The organism is Acidovorax sp. (genome assembly GCF_046291265.1).
In the GTDB taxonomy this organism is placed as follows: Bacteria; Pseudomonadota; Gammaproteobacteria; order Burkholderiales; family Burkholderiaceae_C; genus Acidovorax.
On record NZ_JBKBTV010000082.1, the window covers coordinates 1 to 16309 of the forward strand.

12 protein-coding genes are annotated in these 16309 nt (G+C 63.2%); 8 read left to right on the forward strand and 4 right to left on the reverse strand.

What is annotated here, in order from left to right; genetic code table 11:
• The 3 genes from ACK41V_RS21280 to clpA all read left to right on the forward strand — a co-directional run.
• Positions 1–1364, forward strand: a 1364-nt coding sequence (locus ACK41V_RS21280; RefSeq protein ID WP_409785343.1) for an OB-fold nucleic acid binding domain-containing protein, incomplete at its 5' end; no start/stop codon positions are given.
• A gap of 96 nt (positions 1365–1460) precedes the next feature.
• Positions 1461–1829 carry an ATP-dependent Clp protease adapter ClpS gene (clpS, locus tag ACK41V_RS21285; protein ID WP_409785345.1) on the forward strand — a complete coding sequence of 123 codons (369 nt, stop codon included), beginning with the start codon at positions 1461–1463 and terminating at the stop codon, positions 1827–1829.
• Between the two features lie 59 nt (positions 1830–1888).
• The gene (gene clpA / locus ACK41V_RS21290) at positions 1889–4237 is read left to right on the forward strand and encodes an ATP-dependent Clp protease ATP-binding subunit ClpA (RefSeq protein ID WP_409785347.1); all 2349 of its coding nucleotides are present in this window, start codon (positions 1889–1891) and stop codon (positions 4235–4237) included.
• A 389-nt stretch (positions 4238–4626) separates the two neighbouring features.
• Here the strand turns inward: clpA and ACK41V_RS21295 are convergent, their stop codons facing one another.
• A complete protein-coding gene (locus ACK41V_RS21295; protein ID WP_409785349.1) occupies positions 4627–6024 on the reverse strand; it encodes a lytic murein transglycosylase in 1398 nt (465 codons plus the stop codon).
• Between the two features lie 188 nt (positions 6025–6212).
• On the opposite strand from ACK41V_RS21295, the gene sbcB reads away from it, so the two are divergent.
• The 3 genes from sbcB (at position 6213) to ACK41V_RS21310 (ending at position 10740) form a co-directional block, all read left to right on the forward strand.
• Positions 6213–7658, forward strand: coding sequence for an exodeoxyribonuclease I (gene sbcB / locus ACK41V_RS21300; protein ID WP_409785351.1), 1446 nt, complete (start codon positions 6213–6215; stop codon positions 7656–7658).
• A 256-nt stretch (positions 7659–7914) separates the two neighbouring features.
• The gene (locus ACK41V_RS21305) at positions 7915–9162 is read left to right on the forward strand and encodes a cystathionine gamma-synthase family protein (RefSeq protein ID WP_409785353.1); all 1248 of its coding nucleotides are present in this window, start codon (positions 7915–7917) and stop codon (positions 9160–9162) included.
• Between the two features lie 258 nt (positions 9163–9420).
• Positions 9421–10740 (forward strand): protein kinase domain-containing protein, encoded by a 1320-nt coding sequence (locus tag ACK41V_RS21310; RefSeq protein ID WP_409785355.1) that lies wholly within the window; start codon positions 9421–9423, stop codon positions 10738–10740.
• Between the two features lie 404 nt (positions 10741–11144).
• Here ACK41V_RS21310 and ACK41V_RS21315 read toward each other — a convergent pair whose 3' ends face one another.
• The 3 genes from ACK41V_RS21315 to ACK41V_RS21325 form a co-directional block, all read right to left on the reverse strand.
• Positions 11145–11597, reverse strand: coding sequence for an Lrp/AsnC family transcriptional regulator (locus ACK41V_RS21315; protein ID WP_409785357.1), 453 nt, complete (start codon positions 11595–11597; stop codon positions 11145–11147).
• A complete protein-coding gene (locus tag ACK41V_RS21320) occupies positions 11594–12088 on the reverse strand; it encodes an Lrp/AsnC family transcriptional regulator (protein WP_409785359.1) in 495 nt (164 codons plus the stop codon). Before ACK41V_RS21320 ends, ACK41V_RS21315 begins: the two co-directional genes overlap by 4 nt.
• A 127-nt stretch (positions 12089–12215) precedes the next feature.
• A complete protein-coding gene (locus ACK41V_RS21325; RefSeq protein ID WP_409785361.1) occupies positions 12216–14516 on the reverse strand; it encodes a DUF6351 family protein in 2301 nt (766 codons plus the stop codon).
• On the opposite strand from ACK41V_RS21325, the gene ACK41V_RS21330 reads away from it, so the two are divergent.
• Positions 14515–14847 (forward strand): hypothetical protein, encoded by a 333-nt coding sequence (locus ACK41V_RS21330; protein WP_409785362.1) that lies wholly within the window; start codon positions 14515–14517, stop codon positions 14845–14847. The two genes, ACK41V_RS21325 and ACK41V_RS21330, sit on opposite strands and share 2 nt — an antisense overlap.
• A 12-nt stretch (positions 14848–14859) precedes the next feature.
• The gene (locus ACK41V_RS21335; RefSeq protein WP_409785364.1) at positions 14860–16137 is read left to right on the forward strand and encodes a CynX/NimT family MFS transporter; all 1278 of its coding nucleotides are present in this window, start codon (positions 14860–14862) and stop codon (positions 16135–16137) included.
• The last annotated feature ends 172 nt before the right edge of the window (positions 16138–16309 follow it).

The following is a 16309-nucleotide window of genomic DNA, read 5'->3' on the forward strand; positions in this document are numbered from 1 at the left end:
GCGAGATTTTCCGCAAGGGTGCGGCAGAAAAGAACATCAGCCAGGCAAAGGCTGACGAAGTGTTCGATCTGATGGAGAAGTTCGCGGGCTACGGCTTCAACAAGTCGCACGCGGCTGCGTACTCCTTGCTGGCGTATCACACGGGCTGGCTCAAGGTGCATTTCACCGCGGAGTTCTTCTGCGCCAACATGACCGTGGAAATGGACGACACCGACAAGCTCAAGGTGTTGTACGAGGACGCGGTCAAACACTTCGGCATCAGTTTCGAGCCGCCAGACGTCAACCGGGGCTTCTACCGGTTCGAGCCCGTCACCGACAAGATCATCCGCTACGGCTTGGGCGCCGTGAAGGGCACGGGTCAGCAGGCGGTTGAAGCCATCGTCGCGGCGCGCGAAGGCCGAGGCGAGGGCCCGCAGGGCTCCACCACCGGCCCCTTCAAGAGCCTCTTCGATTTTTGCCTGCGTGTCGACAAGGCGCGCATGAACAAACGCTCGGTGGAGGCGCTGATCAAGGCCGGTGCGTTTGACTCCATCCACCTCAACCGCGCCGCGATGGTGGCATCTATCGACCGTGCGTTTGAGTTTGCTGCAGCGACGTTGGCAAACGTGAACCAAGGCGGTTTGTTCGACATGATGGGCGACGACTCGCATGGCTCCAGCACCCAGGAGCCTGACCTCGTGGACGCCGTACCGTGGGGCATCAAAGAACGTCTCACGCTGGAAAAAACGGCCGTAGGGTTTTATCTTTCCGGCCATCTGTTCGATGAAGTGGCCACGGAGGTGCGCCGCTTTGTGCGCACCCAGATCGATGAGTTGCTGGACAGCCGCGAGCCCCAGGTGTTGGCCGGGATCATCAGCGACTTCCGAGTCATCAACGGGCAGCGGGGCAAGCTGGGCTTGTTCAAACTCGATGACAAATCAGCCGTGATCGAGGCGTCGGCCGACGAGAGCCTGCTCAACACCTACCGGAATCAACTCAAGGAAGACGAGTTTGTCGTGATGATGGGGCGTTTGCAGCTTGACCATTTCAGCGGCGGGCTGCGTGTGAAGGTGCAGCAGGTGTGGGACCTGGCTGGTGCGCGGTGCCGTTTTGGCAAGTATTTGCACGTCATGGTGGGAGACAAGGCGCCCGATGTCCCCAGGCTGGTCCGAGAGTTTCCGCCGCGCCGTGAAGCGCGGGAGGAGGGGGACGATCTGGTGCATGGCATGCGTGTGCGGATGGGTGTGCGCTGCACGGCCGATGACGCCGCTGCGGTTGCAGAGTTGCAACTGGGCGAAAGTGCGCGGTTTTATCCCACCGACGCAGCGCTTGCAGCGTGGTTGGCGCAGGCTGGCACCGGTACCGCCACTGTGGTTTACGAGTAGAACCTGTGCGCCAGACAGAATCTGCAGCGCATGGCTTGAAAAAACCGGGTCAACAACCAATTTCTCTCAGAGCAGCACCCCACAGGGGTCGCTAGAATGAAATTCATGGCAACAAAACCACCTTCACCCCCTACCGCGCCGCCCGTGACCCGGCCTGCGCGGGATGACGGCGGTTCGGTCGTGCTCGAAAGACGCACCCAAAAGACCCAGCCACCGCAGATGTACCAGGTGGTCATGCTCAATGACGACTACACCCCCATGGAGTTTGTCATCGTGGTTTTGCAGGAATTTTTCAGCAAAGACCGTGAACAAGCTACCCAAATCATGTTGAAAATTCACCTGGATGGCAAAGGCGTTTGCGGGGTGTACTCCCGCGATGTGGCTGCCACCAAGGTGGAACAAGTGCTTGACGCCGCCCTCAAGGCGGGCCACCCACTGCAATGTGTCAGTGAGCCTGTTGAATAACAGGTTTTTGATCCCGATCTACAGTTATCTCTCTTCCACGCAAGCACAAAGGAGTTCACATGATTGCCCAAGAACTGGAAGTCAGCTTGCACATGGCCTTTGTTGAGGCCCGCCAACAGCGCCACGAGTTCATTACCGTGGAGCATCTGTTGCTTGCACTGCTCGATAACCCCAGCGCAGCGGAGGTGCTGCGCGCTTGTTCGGCCAACATCGATGATCTGCGTTCATCGCTGTCGAACTTCATCAAAGACAACACGCCCCAGGTGGCGGGTACCGACGAGGTGGATACCCAGCCAACGTTGGGCTTTCAGCGTGTGATCCAACGCGCCATCATGCACGTGCAGTCCACGGGCAACGGCAAAAAAGAGGTGACGGGCGCCAACGTGCTTGTGGCCATCTTTGGCGAGAAGGATTCCCACGCCGTGTACTACCTGCACCAGCAGGGTGTGACGCGCCTGGACGTGGTCAACTTCATTGCCCATGGCATCAAGAAGGGCGAGCCACCAGAGCCCGCCAAGCCCGAAAGCCAGGGAGAAGGCGAAGAGGGCGGTTCTTCGGAGCGCAACGAAAAAGCCTCGCCGCTGGAGCAGTTCACCCAGAACCTGAACCAGGCGGCCAAGGACGGCAAGATCGATCCGCTGATCGGGCGCCACTACGAAGTAGAGCGCACCATCCAGATCCTGTGCCGCCGCCGCAAGAACAACCCGCTGCTGGTGGGCGAAGCGGGCGTGGGCAAGACCGCAATTGCCGAGGGCTTGGCATGGCGCATCACCCAGAACGATGTGCCTGAAATTCTGGCCGAGGCGGTGGTGTATTCGCTCGACATGGGCGCGCTGCTGGCAGGCACCAAGTACCGCGGCGATTTCGAGCAGCGCCTGAAAGGTGTGCTCAAGTCGCTCAAGGACAAGCCCAATGCCGTCCTGTTCATTGACGAGATCCACACCCTGATCGGCGCGGGCGCTGCCTCGGGCGGTACGCTCGATGCATCCAACCTGCTCAAGCCTGCGCTGTCCAGCGGCCAGCTCAAGTGCATTGGTGCGACCACCTTCACGGAATACCGTGGCATCTTCGAAAAAGACGCAGCGCTGTCGCGTCGCTTCCAAAAGGTGGACGTGGTGGAGCCCACGGTGCAGGAAACCATCGACATCCTCAAGGGCCTGAAGTCGCGCTTTGAAGAGCACCACAGCGTGAAATACGCTGCGGCTGCCCTGCAAGCCGCTGCCGAGCTGAGCGCCAAGTACATCAACGACCGCCATCTGCCCGACAAGGCGATTGACGTGATTGATGAAGCCGGTGCCGCCCAGCGCATCATGGTGCCGAGCAAGCGCAAGAAGACCATCGGCAAAGCCGAGATCGAAGAGATCGTGGCCAAAATTGCGCGCATTCCGCCTGCCAATGTGTCTAACGACGACCGCGGCAAGCTGCAGACGCTGGAACGCGATCTGAAGAGTGTGGTGTTCGGCCAGGACAAGGCGCTTGAAGTGCTCGCCAGTTCGGTCAAGATGGCCCGCTCCGGCCTGGGCAAGGGCGACAAGCCGATTGGCTCGTTCCTGTTCAGCGGCCCCACGGGCGTGGGCAAGACCGAAGCGGCCAAGCAACTGGCCTACATCATGGGCATCGAGCTGCTGCGCTTTGACATGTCCGAGTACATGGAGCGCCATGCGGTCAGTCGCCTGATCGGCGCGCCTCCGGGCTACGTCGGGTTTGATCAGGGTGGCCTGTTGACCGAAGCCATCACGAAGAAGCCACACGCGGTGCTGCTGCTCGACGAAATCGAAAAAGCGCACCCGGACATCTTCAACGTGCTGCTGCAGGTGATGGACCATGGAACGCTGACGGACAACAACGGCCGCAAGGCCGACTTCCGCAACGTCTTGATCATCATGACGACGAACGCGGGCGCCGAGACCATGAACAAGGCGACCATTGGCTTTACCAACCCGCGCCAGGCGGGCGACGAAATGGGCGACATCAAGCGCCTGTTCACGCCCGAGTTCCGCAACCGGTTGGATGCCATCGTCAACTTCAAGGCGCTCGACGAGCAGATCATCCTGCGCGTGGTAGACAAGTTCTTGCTGCAGCTGGAGCAGCAACTGGCCGAGAAGAAGGTGGAAGTCACCTTCACCGACACGCTGCGCAAGCACCTGGCCAAGAAGGGCTTCGATCCGCTGATGGGCGCCCGCCCGATGCAGCGCCTGATCCAGGACACGATTCGCCGTGCGCTGGCCGACGAGTTGTTGTTTGGTCGTTTGACCGATGGTGGCCGCCTCACGGTGGACATCGAGGTGAAGACCGACGACAAGGGTGTGGAAACTTCGGACGTGCTGCTGGACATTCAGCCGCTGCCCAAAAAGGAGCGTTCCGCCAAGTCTGAGCCTGCCGAGCCCGAAGAGGCTACTGCCGACTGAGTGCGCTGAGTTGCAGCACGAAGCCTTGGTGCGAAGTGCTGCTGCAGAATCAAAAAAGCCCGTGGCGTAAGCCCCGGGCTTTTTTTTATGGCTGCTGCTCGGCGGCCGGTTGATGAAGGTGAGACCGTTCGGGCTGAGCCTGTCGAAGCCAGGGCGCAGTGCGCGCACCGTCCTGCGCAAGCTCGGCCGGAACAGCATTGACTGAATCGGCATCTTTGAACTGGAAGCGCCGGTTATGGCTGAGCCATTCGACAGGCTCAGGACAGGTTTGCCAAAGTCTCGCGCGGCGCTTCGACAAGCTCAGCGTGAGCGGTTGAAGTGGATTGTGGATTGATGCCGACTCAACTCAACAATCCAGCAAGAGGCCCCATCAACAGCGTGTAGTGCCCTTACTGCGGCGCCTTCAGCCGCTCCAGCAGGGTCACCGTGGGGTAGCCATCGGCCACTGCACCAATGCTTTGCTGAAACCGCCGCAGGCCTGCGCGGGTTGCCGGGCCCATCACGCCGTCTGGCGTGCCTGCGCTGAACCCTTTGTCATTGAGAGCCGTCTGCAATTGGCGCAGCTGGTCGCGGTGCAGGGGTTCTATGTCTCGGGGCCACGCCGTGGCGATGGGCGAGCCGCCGTCGATCTGGCGTGCCAGAAGGCTCACACCCAGTGCGTAATTGACCGAGTTGTTGTAGCGCAGGATGGTGCGGAAATTGGCGCCCACCAGAAACGCAGGGCCCCGTGCGCCTGCAGGGGTGATGACGGAGGCCTCACCCAGTTCGGGCAGCGCTTGGCCGTCCAGCGCACGCACCCCTTCTGCCGCCCAGGCAGTGGCGTTCTGGCGGGTGCTGAGTTCTGCGCGTGCGTAGTCAAAGCCTGCGGGCAGTTGCACTTCAATGCCCCACGGCTGGCCACGTTGCCAGCCCATGCGTGACAAAAAATGTGCGGTGGATGCCGTCACATCCGGGATGCTGCCCCAGATGTCGCGGTGGCCGTCCCCATCCGCATCGACCGCATAGGTCAAAAACACCGAAGGCAAAAACTGCGTGTGCCCCATGGCGCCTGCCCACGAGCCGATCATCCGGTCTGCCGCAATGTCGCCCTGGTCCACGATGCGCAACACCGCCAGCAGCTCGGTCTGCGCCCAGGTGCGGCGGCGCCCCTCGAAAGCCAGGGTGGCCAACGCATCGACCGCGCGGAACGTGCCAAAGTTGCTGCCGTAGTTGCTCTCCATGCCCCAGATGGCCGTGATGACCGGCGCCGGAACCCCATAGCGCGCGGCGGCGGTATCCAGCGCCGCCTGGTGCTCGGCCCGCTTGGCCTGGCCCTGGGCAATGCGCTGGGCAGACACGGCGCTGTCGAGGTAGGCCCAGGGCGTGCGGGTGAACTCTGGCTGTGCGCGGTCCAAGTCGACCACGCGCGGCAGAAGCTGCGCATTGCCCAGCACCGTACGTACGGTCTCTGGGCGGATGTTGGCGGCCAGCGCCTGGGTGGAAAACTGGTCGCGCCAGGCAACAAATGCCGCCTGTTCTGCGGATTCAGCGTTGCCGGTGGGCGCAACCGCTGCAGTGGCTGCAGCGGCCGCCGATGACACCGCGGGTGTGGTTGCTGCGGCCGGTGCGGTTGGGGCCGGTACAGCCGCGGGCTGCTGCGCAGTCCGGGGCGCTGTGCGCGGCGTTGCATCGGGTGGTGTGGCAGATGCACACCCAGAAACTGCAATGGCTGTGCCCAGCACAAGCCACCAGGCGGTCGAGAGATGGAAAGAGGGGGCTGAAAGGGGGTGGAGAGGGCGTGTCTGCATCAATACATTGTCGTGCCCCGCCCCATGGCATCTGCCCACCTGGGGGTGTATCGATTTGCAAACCTGTGTTACTACTGAATTGATAGCTGTCAGCGCTTTATTGACTAGCGCTAGGTGCCAAAAACACCATAAATCCGGTTACAGTCGGGGACCGCCTGTCTCCCGCCCGCCTACCGCTTTTTACAGCCATGCCCCCCCATACCTTTCTCTGGCACGACTACGAAACCTTCGGTGCCAACACGCGCCGCGACCGCCCGGCGCAGTTCGCGGCGATCCGCACCGATGCGGAACTCAATGAAATCGGCGACCCGCTGATGTTCTATTGCCAGCCCGCCAACGACTACCTGCCCGACCCGGTGTCGTGCCTTATCACCGGCATCACGCCGCAGCAGTGCCTGGAGCAGGGCGTGCCCGAGCACCAGTTTGCCGCCCGCATCGAGGCCGAGTTTGCGCAGCCCGGCACCATTGGCGTCGGCTACAACACCATCCGTTTTGACGATGAAATCACGCGCTTCATGTTCTGGCGCAACCTCATCGACCCCTATGCACGCGAGTGGCAAAACCAGTGCGGCCGCTGGGATCTGCTGGACGTGGTGCGCATGACCTACGCGCTGCGACCCGATGGCATCGAGTGGCCTAAAAAGGAAGACGGGGTAACGCCCAGCTTCAAGCTGGAGCACCTGTCCAAAGCCAACGGGCTGCAACACGAGGCCGCGCACGATGCGCTGTCCGACGTGCGCGCCACCATTGCGCTGGCGCGGCTCATTCGCCAGCACAACACCAAGCTGTTTGACTTTGGGCTCAGCCTGCACAAAAAAGACCGCGTGGCAACCGAGCTGCGCTTGCCCGCCACCACCATCACGGCGCGCCCGTTTTTGCACGTGTCCGGCATGTTCCCCACCGAACGCGGTTGCCTGGGTGTGATGTGGCCGCTGGCCAGCCACCCCACCAACAAGAACGAACTGATCGCCTGGGACTTGGCCCACGACCCGGCGCCCCTGGCCACCATGGGCCCCGACGAGATCCGCCTGCGCATGTTCAGCAAGGCCGACGCGCTGCCCGAAGGCATGACGCGCCTGCCGGTCAAGACCATCCACCTGAACAAATCCCCCATGGTGGTGGGCAATGTCAACACGCTCACGCCCGCACTGGCGCAGCGCTGGGGCATCGACCTGGCCCAGGCCGCCGCGCATGCAGAGGTGGCGCGCGCTCTGCCCGACATGAGCGGCATCTGGCCCGCTGTGTTTGCCCGCCCGCCGGAACCCGCACCCGATGTGGACCAGGACCTGTATGGCGGTTTTGTGGGCAACAACGACCGCCGCTTGCTGAACGACCTGCGCACCATGAGCGGTGACAAACTCGCCAAGGCGCGGACCAACTTTGAGGACCCACGTCTGGCAGAGCTGTTCTGGCGCTACCGAGCGCGCAACTTTCCGCAAACGCTGGCGCCCGAAGAGGCCGAACGCTGGGAGGCCCACCGCGCCGCCTGCCTGTTTGACGGGCAGGGCGGGGCGCGCACGGTGGAGCAGTTGTTCACCGAAATCGATGAAATGTCGGAAACCGCCGATGACCGGGCACAGGACATTCTGGGCGCCTTGTACGATTACGCCGAACACGTCGCACCGGAGCGGTAGCCCTTCTGACACCGGCCCGCATTTAAAGATAGAAATCCGTTCACGCTGAGCCTGTCGAAGCGCCGCGCAAGGCTTCGACAAGCTCAGCCCGAACGGTTTTAATTGATCGAATGTGAACCCGTATGAGGTGCTGCGTGCCTTTTCCCTTCACCCAGTGGCCTGGCAAAGCCAGTTCCACGGGTGCACTGGCATTAGGGCGCGCCAGTATTGATTGCCCCGCCTTGCACGTAGACCCGCAGAAACAGCGCTGACTTTTATGACGACACCGCAGAACCAAAGCTTTACCACCCAGATCGTGCACGCTGACCGCCTGGGCGGTGCCGAGCATGGCGCCATCCACAAGCCCATCCACACCTCGGTGCAATACGGCTATGACAGGGTCGAAGACCTGATCGCCGTGTTCCAGGGCACGGCCAAGGGCGGCTTCAACTACTCACGCCAGGGCACGCCCACCACGGCGGCGCTGGAGGCCAAGATCACACAGATGGAACGCGGGCAGGGCACCATCGCGTTTTCTACCGGCATGGCGGGCATCTGCGCGGTGTTTTTGACCTTGCTGAAGGCGGGCGACCACCTGGTGGCCAGCCAGTTTGTATTTGGCAACACCAACAGCGTGCTGGGCACCCTGGCCGACCTGGGTATTGACGTGACCATGGTGGATGTGACCAACGCCGCCAACGTGGCCGCGGCGCTGCGCCCCAACACCCGCATGGTGTTTGTCGAGACCATTGCCAACCCCGGCACGCAGATCCCGGACCTGGAAGGCATTGGCGCCCTGTGCAAGGCGCACGGCGCGTTGTACGTGGTCGACAACACCGTGGCATCGCCGTACCTGTTCCGCGCGGCCACCGTGGGCGCGGGGCTGGTGGTCAACTCGCTCACCAAAAGCATCGGCGGGCATGGCGACGCGCTGGGGGGCTCCATCACCGACACCGGCCTGTTCGACTGGTCGAACTACCCCAATATTTTTGCGGCCTACCGCAAGGGCGACCCCAAAGGCTGGGGCTTGCAGCAACTGCGCAAAAAGGGCCTGCGCGACATGGGCGGCACGCTGTCGTCGCACGCCGCGCACCAGTTGGCGCTGGGCGCCGAAACGCTGGCGCTGCGCATGGACCGCACCAGCGCCACCGCGCTGGCGCTGGCCCAGTGGCTAGAGGCGCACCCCGCCGTATCCCGCGTGCTGTACCCCATGCTCCCATCGCACCCGCAGCACGACCAGGCGCGCAAGCACCTTAAGGCCGGGTCCTGGCTGTTGTCGTTTGAGCTGCGCGACCCCGACCAATGCCTGCCCGTCTGCAACCGGCTGCAGTTGCCCATCAAGGCCACCGGCTTGGCAGACACGCGCACGCTGATCATCCCGGTGGCCCACACCATCTTCTGGGAGGCGGGCCCCGAAGTGCGCGCCACCATGGGCATTGCCGACAGCATGATCCGCCTGTCGGTGGGCCTGGAAGAGGTGGAAGACTTGCTGGCCGACTTTGAACAGGCGCTTGCCACGGTGTGATCGGGCAGTCGCTGGGAAGCGGTTCGGGCGCTTTTTCGAAGGGCCGCAACCCCAGCGTGCGGGCGCTCTTGTGTTGAAATGCCCGCTGTTCCCCATGCTGGTTGGTTCAGAAAAAAAGCAAATCCGTTCGGGCTGAGCCCGTCGAAGCCAGGGCACTCCCCGCGAGCGCCCGACAGGCCCAAGGCGAACGAGCGGCGAGACTGGCATGGCATGGCGCTTACCCCTCTTGACTGATTGACTGACTGAGCACAACCCACCATGTCCACAGCCACCTCAGCCCCGCCTGCCAACATCGGCAAGTACCGCATCGAACGAGAGCTGGGCCGGGGCGCCAGCGGCATCGTGTTTTTGGGGCTGGACGGCTTTCGGGGCCGCAAGGTGGCCATCAAGCAGACGCACGCCTACCTGCTCAAACAACCCGACCAGGCCGAGCGTTACCGCAAGCTGCTGCGCAATGAGGCCGCGCTGTCGGGCCGCTTGCGGCACCCCAACATCGTTCGCCTGCTCGACGCCGACGAAGAAGCCTTTCCGCCGTATCTGGTGCTCGAATACATCGACGGCCAGGCCCTGTCTGACTTTGCCACCCCAGACACCTTGCTACCCGTGCCCCAGGTGCTCGACATCGCCTTCAAGTGCTGCAACGCGCTCGAATACGCCTGCCGCGAAGGCCTGGTGCACCGCGACATCAAGCCCGCCAACCTCATGCTGGCGCGCGACGGCGATGTGAACCTTCCCGCCGCGGGCGCGCCCCTGTCGCGGCGCCGCCACGCCACGCAGCTGTCGGGCCTGGTCGGCTCGCCCTCGTACATGTCGCCCGAGCAAGTGCGCGAGCAAGACCTGACGCACCACAGCGACATGTTCTCACTGGCTGTGGTGGTGTACGAACTGCTCACCGGCCGCCGCCCGTTTGATGGCGACACCGACTTTGCCACCCTCTACAAAATCAGCAACGAAACCCCCACGCGCCCCAGCCTGCTGCGCGCATCGCTGCCCGCGCACGTGGACGACGTGCTGTTGCGCGCCCTGGCCAAGCAACCCGCAGACCGCTTTGCCACCTGGGACGACTTTGCCCAAGCGCTGCTGGCCGCCCACCAAAGCCTGCCCCGCCAACGTTCGCAAGACACCGAGGCCGAGCGCTTCGCCCGTCTGCGTGCGCTGCCGTTTTTTGCCGACTTTCACGATGTCGCGCTGTGGGAGCTGATGCGCCTGGGCAACTGGCGCAGGCTGGAGGCCGGCACCGTGCTGATGCGCGAGAGCACCCCCGGCGACTCGTTCTGCATCCTCATCGAAGGCCAGGTCGCCGTCAGCCGCCAAGGCTGGAGCCTGAGCACCCTGGGCCCCGGAGTCACCCTGGGCGAAATGACCTACCTGCGCCCCGAGAACAAAATGCGCACCGCCTCCGCCGTGGCCGAGACCGAAGTGCTGGTGCTCAAAGTGCGCAACCCGGCGCTGCGCGAGGCGTCGGAGGACTTGCAATCACGGTTTGACAAGGCCTTCATCAAGCTGCTGGTGGGGCGGCTGATTGCGACCAATGAGCAGTTGGCGGAGTGGGAGCAGGGGTTGAGTGAGCCGGAGTGAGTGGGGAGACGTGAGAGTGGGGTAGGCGAGGACGCCCGGTTTTTGGTGATGTAGAGCTATGAAATTTATAGCTATTAGCGCTTGATGGATAAGCGCTAGAGGCCAAAAAGACCAAAAATTGCGCGGGCGTTTTGTCCCACAGGGGTTGGGGACGACGAATGTGCAGCCCACAGTCGGCCACGCTGAAGATCAGCGCATCAGGTCCGCCTTTGATCGCCATGATCACTTCGGAGTCCTTTATTCCCGCCAAGTGCTGGATCGCACCCGATGCATCGGACGTGCATAGCTGCGCGTCCCGAACGATCATTTGCGATTGGGTATGGCTTGTACAAGAAGCAGCTTGATTCCCAACGATTGGAAAAATGCTCTGGGCGCTTCCGCCAGCGACAAACTTGCAGCTGGAGTCAGTTGAGAAAAACGAGCTCGAAACGCTGCTTGGCCGAACCCACAGGTTCGCGCACATCGATGTCGACCACCCCCTCCAGGGGGGCAATGCGTTCGTCGATGAGTTGGGCGAGTTCCTGGCGCGTCTGGCCGATGAGGTAGATCAGCACGTCAAAACGGCCCAAGGTCAGACCGGAGAAGGCACAGCACTCCAGCTGCGCGACGGCTTCGGCAATGGCGCGGCCTTTGCTCGGGATCGTGCGCAGCCGCACGATCACGGCGGCCGTGTAGCCGACGGTCGCCATGTCGGCCACCAAACCCAGGCGCATGGCCTTGCCATCGGTCATCTTTTTCAGGCGCTGGCGCACCATGCTTTCGGACATGCCGAGCACGCGTGCGACTTCGCGGTTGCTGACGCGCGCGTTGTCTTTCAGAAGATCCAGGATGGCGGTGTCCGTGGCGTCGAGCTTCATGGCGCTTTTAGCAAAGGGGAAAGGGCCGCAAATTCGGACTGGTACTTCACCACGTCGCTGATGACCATGGTTTCCACGCTGACCACACCTTCAATGGACGCCAGCTGCTTTGCCACGATGTCATGCAACTCCTGCAGAGACCGGGCGATGACGAGCAGCATCAACGGTCGCTCACCCATCACCACGGTGATGACTGCCACACCGTCCACCGCCGCCACGTCTTTCGAAATGTCGGCGACCGGGCGGCCACGCACGCCCAAGTCCACGCTGGCCAGTATCTCGTAGCCTGCGGCGCGAAAGTCGCGTTGCGCTGAGATGCGGATCACGCCATCGGTCTCCAGCGAGCGGATGCGGGACGCGACGGTGGGCTCTGCGATGCCCAACTTGGCGGCGATCTCGGTGTTCGGCATCCGGGGCTCGGCACGCAGCAGGACGATGATGCGGCAGTCCATGTCGTCGAGCGTGCGCGAAGCGGGCGTTGGCAGGTTCATCGTGGGGCGGCTTCCATGGCGGCCATCTTAGCGTTTCAATCCTTTGGCCTGCGCGAACCCACGGCAATGCAAGCAACGCAAAAGGGCGCCCGTCAGGGCGCCCTCGATCGCATTCCGGAGGTCGCGGCTATTTCGTGATGTCGAACACCTGGTTCACGGGCGAAGGTCCGAATGACGCGTAGGGCGTGACACCCACCTGGTTGATACCGGGCTTGGACCAGTCGCACACGCCACTCGGGAAGATGGCCTGCAGGCGCGCGAGTTCCGACGGCGAGAACGCCACGCTGTAGCTGGCCGCAGAGACCGGCTTGAGCGCGCACTTGAGCTTGTCTGCCGCGATCGGTCCCCCGGCCTCGATGCGCGGAGCCGTCCAGGAGGGCCAGATCGTGTTGCACTGCGTGTCGGGCTTGCTGCTCAACGTCTGGGTCTCGGCGATGAACTTCGGCGTGGTGCTCTTGGAGAAGCAGCCATCCACTGCGGCGGCTGGTTTGCGTGCAATCACCTTGTCACGCTGCGCACCGGCCGAGGTGTCCGCCTTGTACGCTTTCACCCAGTCGATGAAGGCCTGCCAGCCTTGCGTGGAGGCCGCTGCTGCCACGGCGAATTCCTCCGCCGTGCCGCCCGCGCCCACGGCGGCGGTGATGGGTGTGCCGCCGCGCCACATCACGTGGTTGCGCGTGTCCCCGTTGGCTTGCGCCATGCGCTCGCGAACCGCGAAGTGGAACCACTGGTAGTGGTAGAAGTTGTCTTCATCATAGAGGCTTGAAATGTCGAAGACGGGGATGTCCGCCAGGCCGCCGTTGCCATTCAACTGCATACCGGACTGGTGGGCACGCTGGATGGCGCTCGCGTCACCCGTGACACGGCCCGCAACGTAGTTGGCGTCCTGGTCGTAGCCGCCGACCCTTTCGTTCAGGTCCAGGAACTGCGCCACGGAGATGGCGCCGCCATTCAGTGCCTTGAGGCCGTACTGCACGCCCACGTTGTCGAAGGGACGCAAGGCAAAACCTGTCACCTTGTCGATGCCATAGACGTTGCGTGCCACGTCAAACACGGTCGGGCGCGCGCCTGTCGGGTTGGCCACGGGGTCGTAGCGCAGCCCTGCAGGCACGGCGGCATTCCACACGGCCGATTGGTACGGCACCCCGCCCAGTATCGGCAGCGGGCTCGGTGGCAGCGGATCGCGGCGCCCGGGCACGGGGTCGGTGCGACCCGACTGCATCGCCAGGTCGTACCACGCACGGGCCGTCTTGTGGCCTGACACTGCCACCATCTGCGCCTCGGTGAACGCGGCGGTGTTGCCCGCGAGGTAGTAGCGGCTCAGGAGCCTTGCGTCCAGGCCCGCGAGGGAGATGGACAGCGCATCGGGGAACGTGGAACTGATGAACACGCCGTCGAACAGGCCCGGGTAGGCATCGGCCAGCTGCAGGCTGGTGTAGGCACCACCGGAGCCGCCCGTCGACACCGTGAACGCCGGCACGCCGAAGGTTTTGATGAAGTGCTCCTTGCCCATGAGCGTGCTTTCGCCGGCAAGCGTCGCATTGCAGCTGTTGGTCGGATGGTTCAGCGAATTGTTGAACACGCCGTAGCCCTCACCCAGACGTGCGATGTTGTCGCCCGTGATGAGGCTCACGCCGAGCGCGGCCCCCTGCACATACCAGCCGCCCACGCAGCCAGAGCCATGCACCGCCAGCAGGCGCCGGTTCCAGCCTGCGGGGGGCGCAGTCGGTGACGGCGTGGCTTCCTTGGTCGGGTCGTGCAGCACGGCGTTCTGGTAAACGCCGCGGTTCATGGTCCCGGTTTCCACGCGCACGACGAAGGGGACGGTGGCGCCGGTCGCCGTGGTGGTGGTGGCAACGTCGGTGGGCAGGGCGGCAAGGCTGGGCAACGGCTTGAGCGCGCCACCGGTGGTGGCGCGGTACACGTACACCACCTTGGTCGGGGCCGAGCAGTTGGTGTCGGTGCTGTCCCCGAGCTTGGAGCCGTCAGGCAGCGTGAAGGCGCTGGTCTGGCAGATGTAGGGCGACTGATGCGGCCCAGAAAGCATCGGGCCAGAGCGCGGGTAGTTGGTGATGTTCAGTTGCGCATCGGTCCCACCTACGTTTGCGGCCACCACATTGGCCCCCAGCTTCAAACCCGCCAGCACCGCGATCCGCTGGCCGGGGTTGGTGGGGTCGGGCTTGAACGCCGACGAGACGTCGGTGCCGTTCAAGGTGACGGAAACGGCGGCTCCCGCAGGGGCCGATGCAGGGACGCGAAGGGCCACCAGGGCGCTTCCCCCCGACACGAGTTCGGGCTTGGATGACAGCACCGCCAGTTCTGGCAGCGCCTGCGGCGTGTCTCCACTGCCGCTTCCACCGCCGCATCCTCCCAAGGCCAAGGCAACCGCCGCGCCCGCGCAGCTTGCGCGGTATCTCGATATTCTCATGTCTGTCTCCTTTACTTTTTATCCGCGCCAAGGTGATGACGCAAAACATCAATTAAACTGGTTGTTAATTGCTATTTTGCGTGGCGTATTGAATATTAAAAGACGCATAAATCATTGTCATTGTGGAAAGTACATAGAGGGAGAGACAACTGCGTTGTCAGCAATCGACCTCGCCCCCTTTCGGTTTTCGTTTGGTTTTCGAGACCAGTGCTGCGAAGGATGGGTCGCCGGTGTCGGCGCTGGAACGGCGGGCGGCACGCGTTTTGAGGCGAGAACGACCGGCCCGAATCACCAGTCCAGCAGCCCAGCAGCCACTTGTGCGGGGCCTTAAAGTCAGATGCACATGCCCTTGCCAGATTCGACAGCCGCTTTGCGCACCTTCACGGGTGCCCAGGCTGGAACCGTTGACCCCGACCCCAATGCCACGCCACCTGAATGGGTGAAGCACCATGGCAGCCAAAAGCTGCTGCTGGGCCTGAGCCTGATCCTCATCGCCTGCAACCTTCGGCCGGTGTTTGGCAGCCTGTCGGTGGTCTTGCCCGAAATCATGCGTGACACCGGTCTGTCGGCCATCGGTGCCAGCCTGCTGACCACCTTGCCCATCGTGTGCCTCGGGCTGTTTTCTGCGCCCACGCCCTCCCTTGCCCGCCGGTTCGGCCCGGAACGGGTTCTGCTGCTGGCCCTGCTGCTGATCACCGTAGGCACTTTGCTGCGCGCCGCCGGAACGCTGATGCCGCTGTTTGCATCGTCGGTGCTAGCAGGTGCCGGCATCGCCATGGGCAACGTGTTGCTGCCAGGAATGGTGAAGCAAAGCTTTCCCCGCCATACCGCATTGATGACCGGTCTGTACACGCTGGCGATTTGCGCGGGCGCCGCATCGACCACAGCGTTGACTGTGCCGCTGATGGTGGCTGCATTCGATGGAGTCTGGGCCTTCGCCTTGGCATTCTGGGCGCTGCCAGCCCTTCTGGTGCTTGTGCTCTGGGCGCCGCAGGCATGGCACACCCGTGCCCAGCCACTGGATGCGGTTGCCGCCGCAGGCGCACTCTGGCGCGACCGCCTGGCCTGGCAGGTGACCGCTTTTATGGGGCTGCAATCGGCGCTGGCTTATATCGTGATGGGCTGGTTGTCGCCTCTTTTGAGGGAGCGTGGCATTGAAAGTGCAGATGCGGGTTTTCTGGTGGCGGCGTCGATACTTTCGCAACTCGTCACTTGCCTGGTGGTGCCGTCGTTCGCCGCCCGTTGCCGCGACCAGCGCGCGCTGGCTGTCGGTTTGAGCGCGCTGATCCTGGCAGCCTTTCTTGGCCTGACGGTCGGCCCACTGAGTGGCCGCTGGCTGTGGGCAGTGCTGCTTGGATGTGGCCAAGGCGGGGGCTTTGCGCTGGCCTTGAGCCTGATCGTGATGCGAAGCGGGAACACCCAGGTTACGGCCCAACTCTCGGCCATGGCGCAAGGCTGGGGATATCTGCTGGCGGCTGGTGGCCCCCTCCTCGTCGGAGTGCTTCGCGAGTGGACGGGTAGCTATACGGCCAACACATGGCTGGTGGGCGGACTCGCAGTCGCTATGGCGTGGAGTGGTTGGGGCGCAGGGCGGCGCATGTTGGTGCAATCCAAACAGTAAATGCGCCTTCGGCGCAGTGGTTGCAACCAGCAGCAGTCAGGCCTTGGACGGTCTCTGAACTCGCGGGGCAGCGGCTGTTCATGGACGCTAGGAGCCTGTCGGACTTGGAAATCGTCGGCTGCAAATCGGCCGCAGCGGTCCATTTTTCACCGTCTTTTTGCCCCATAGCCGG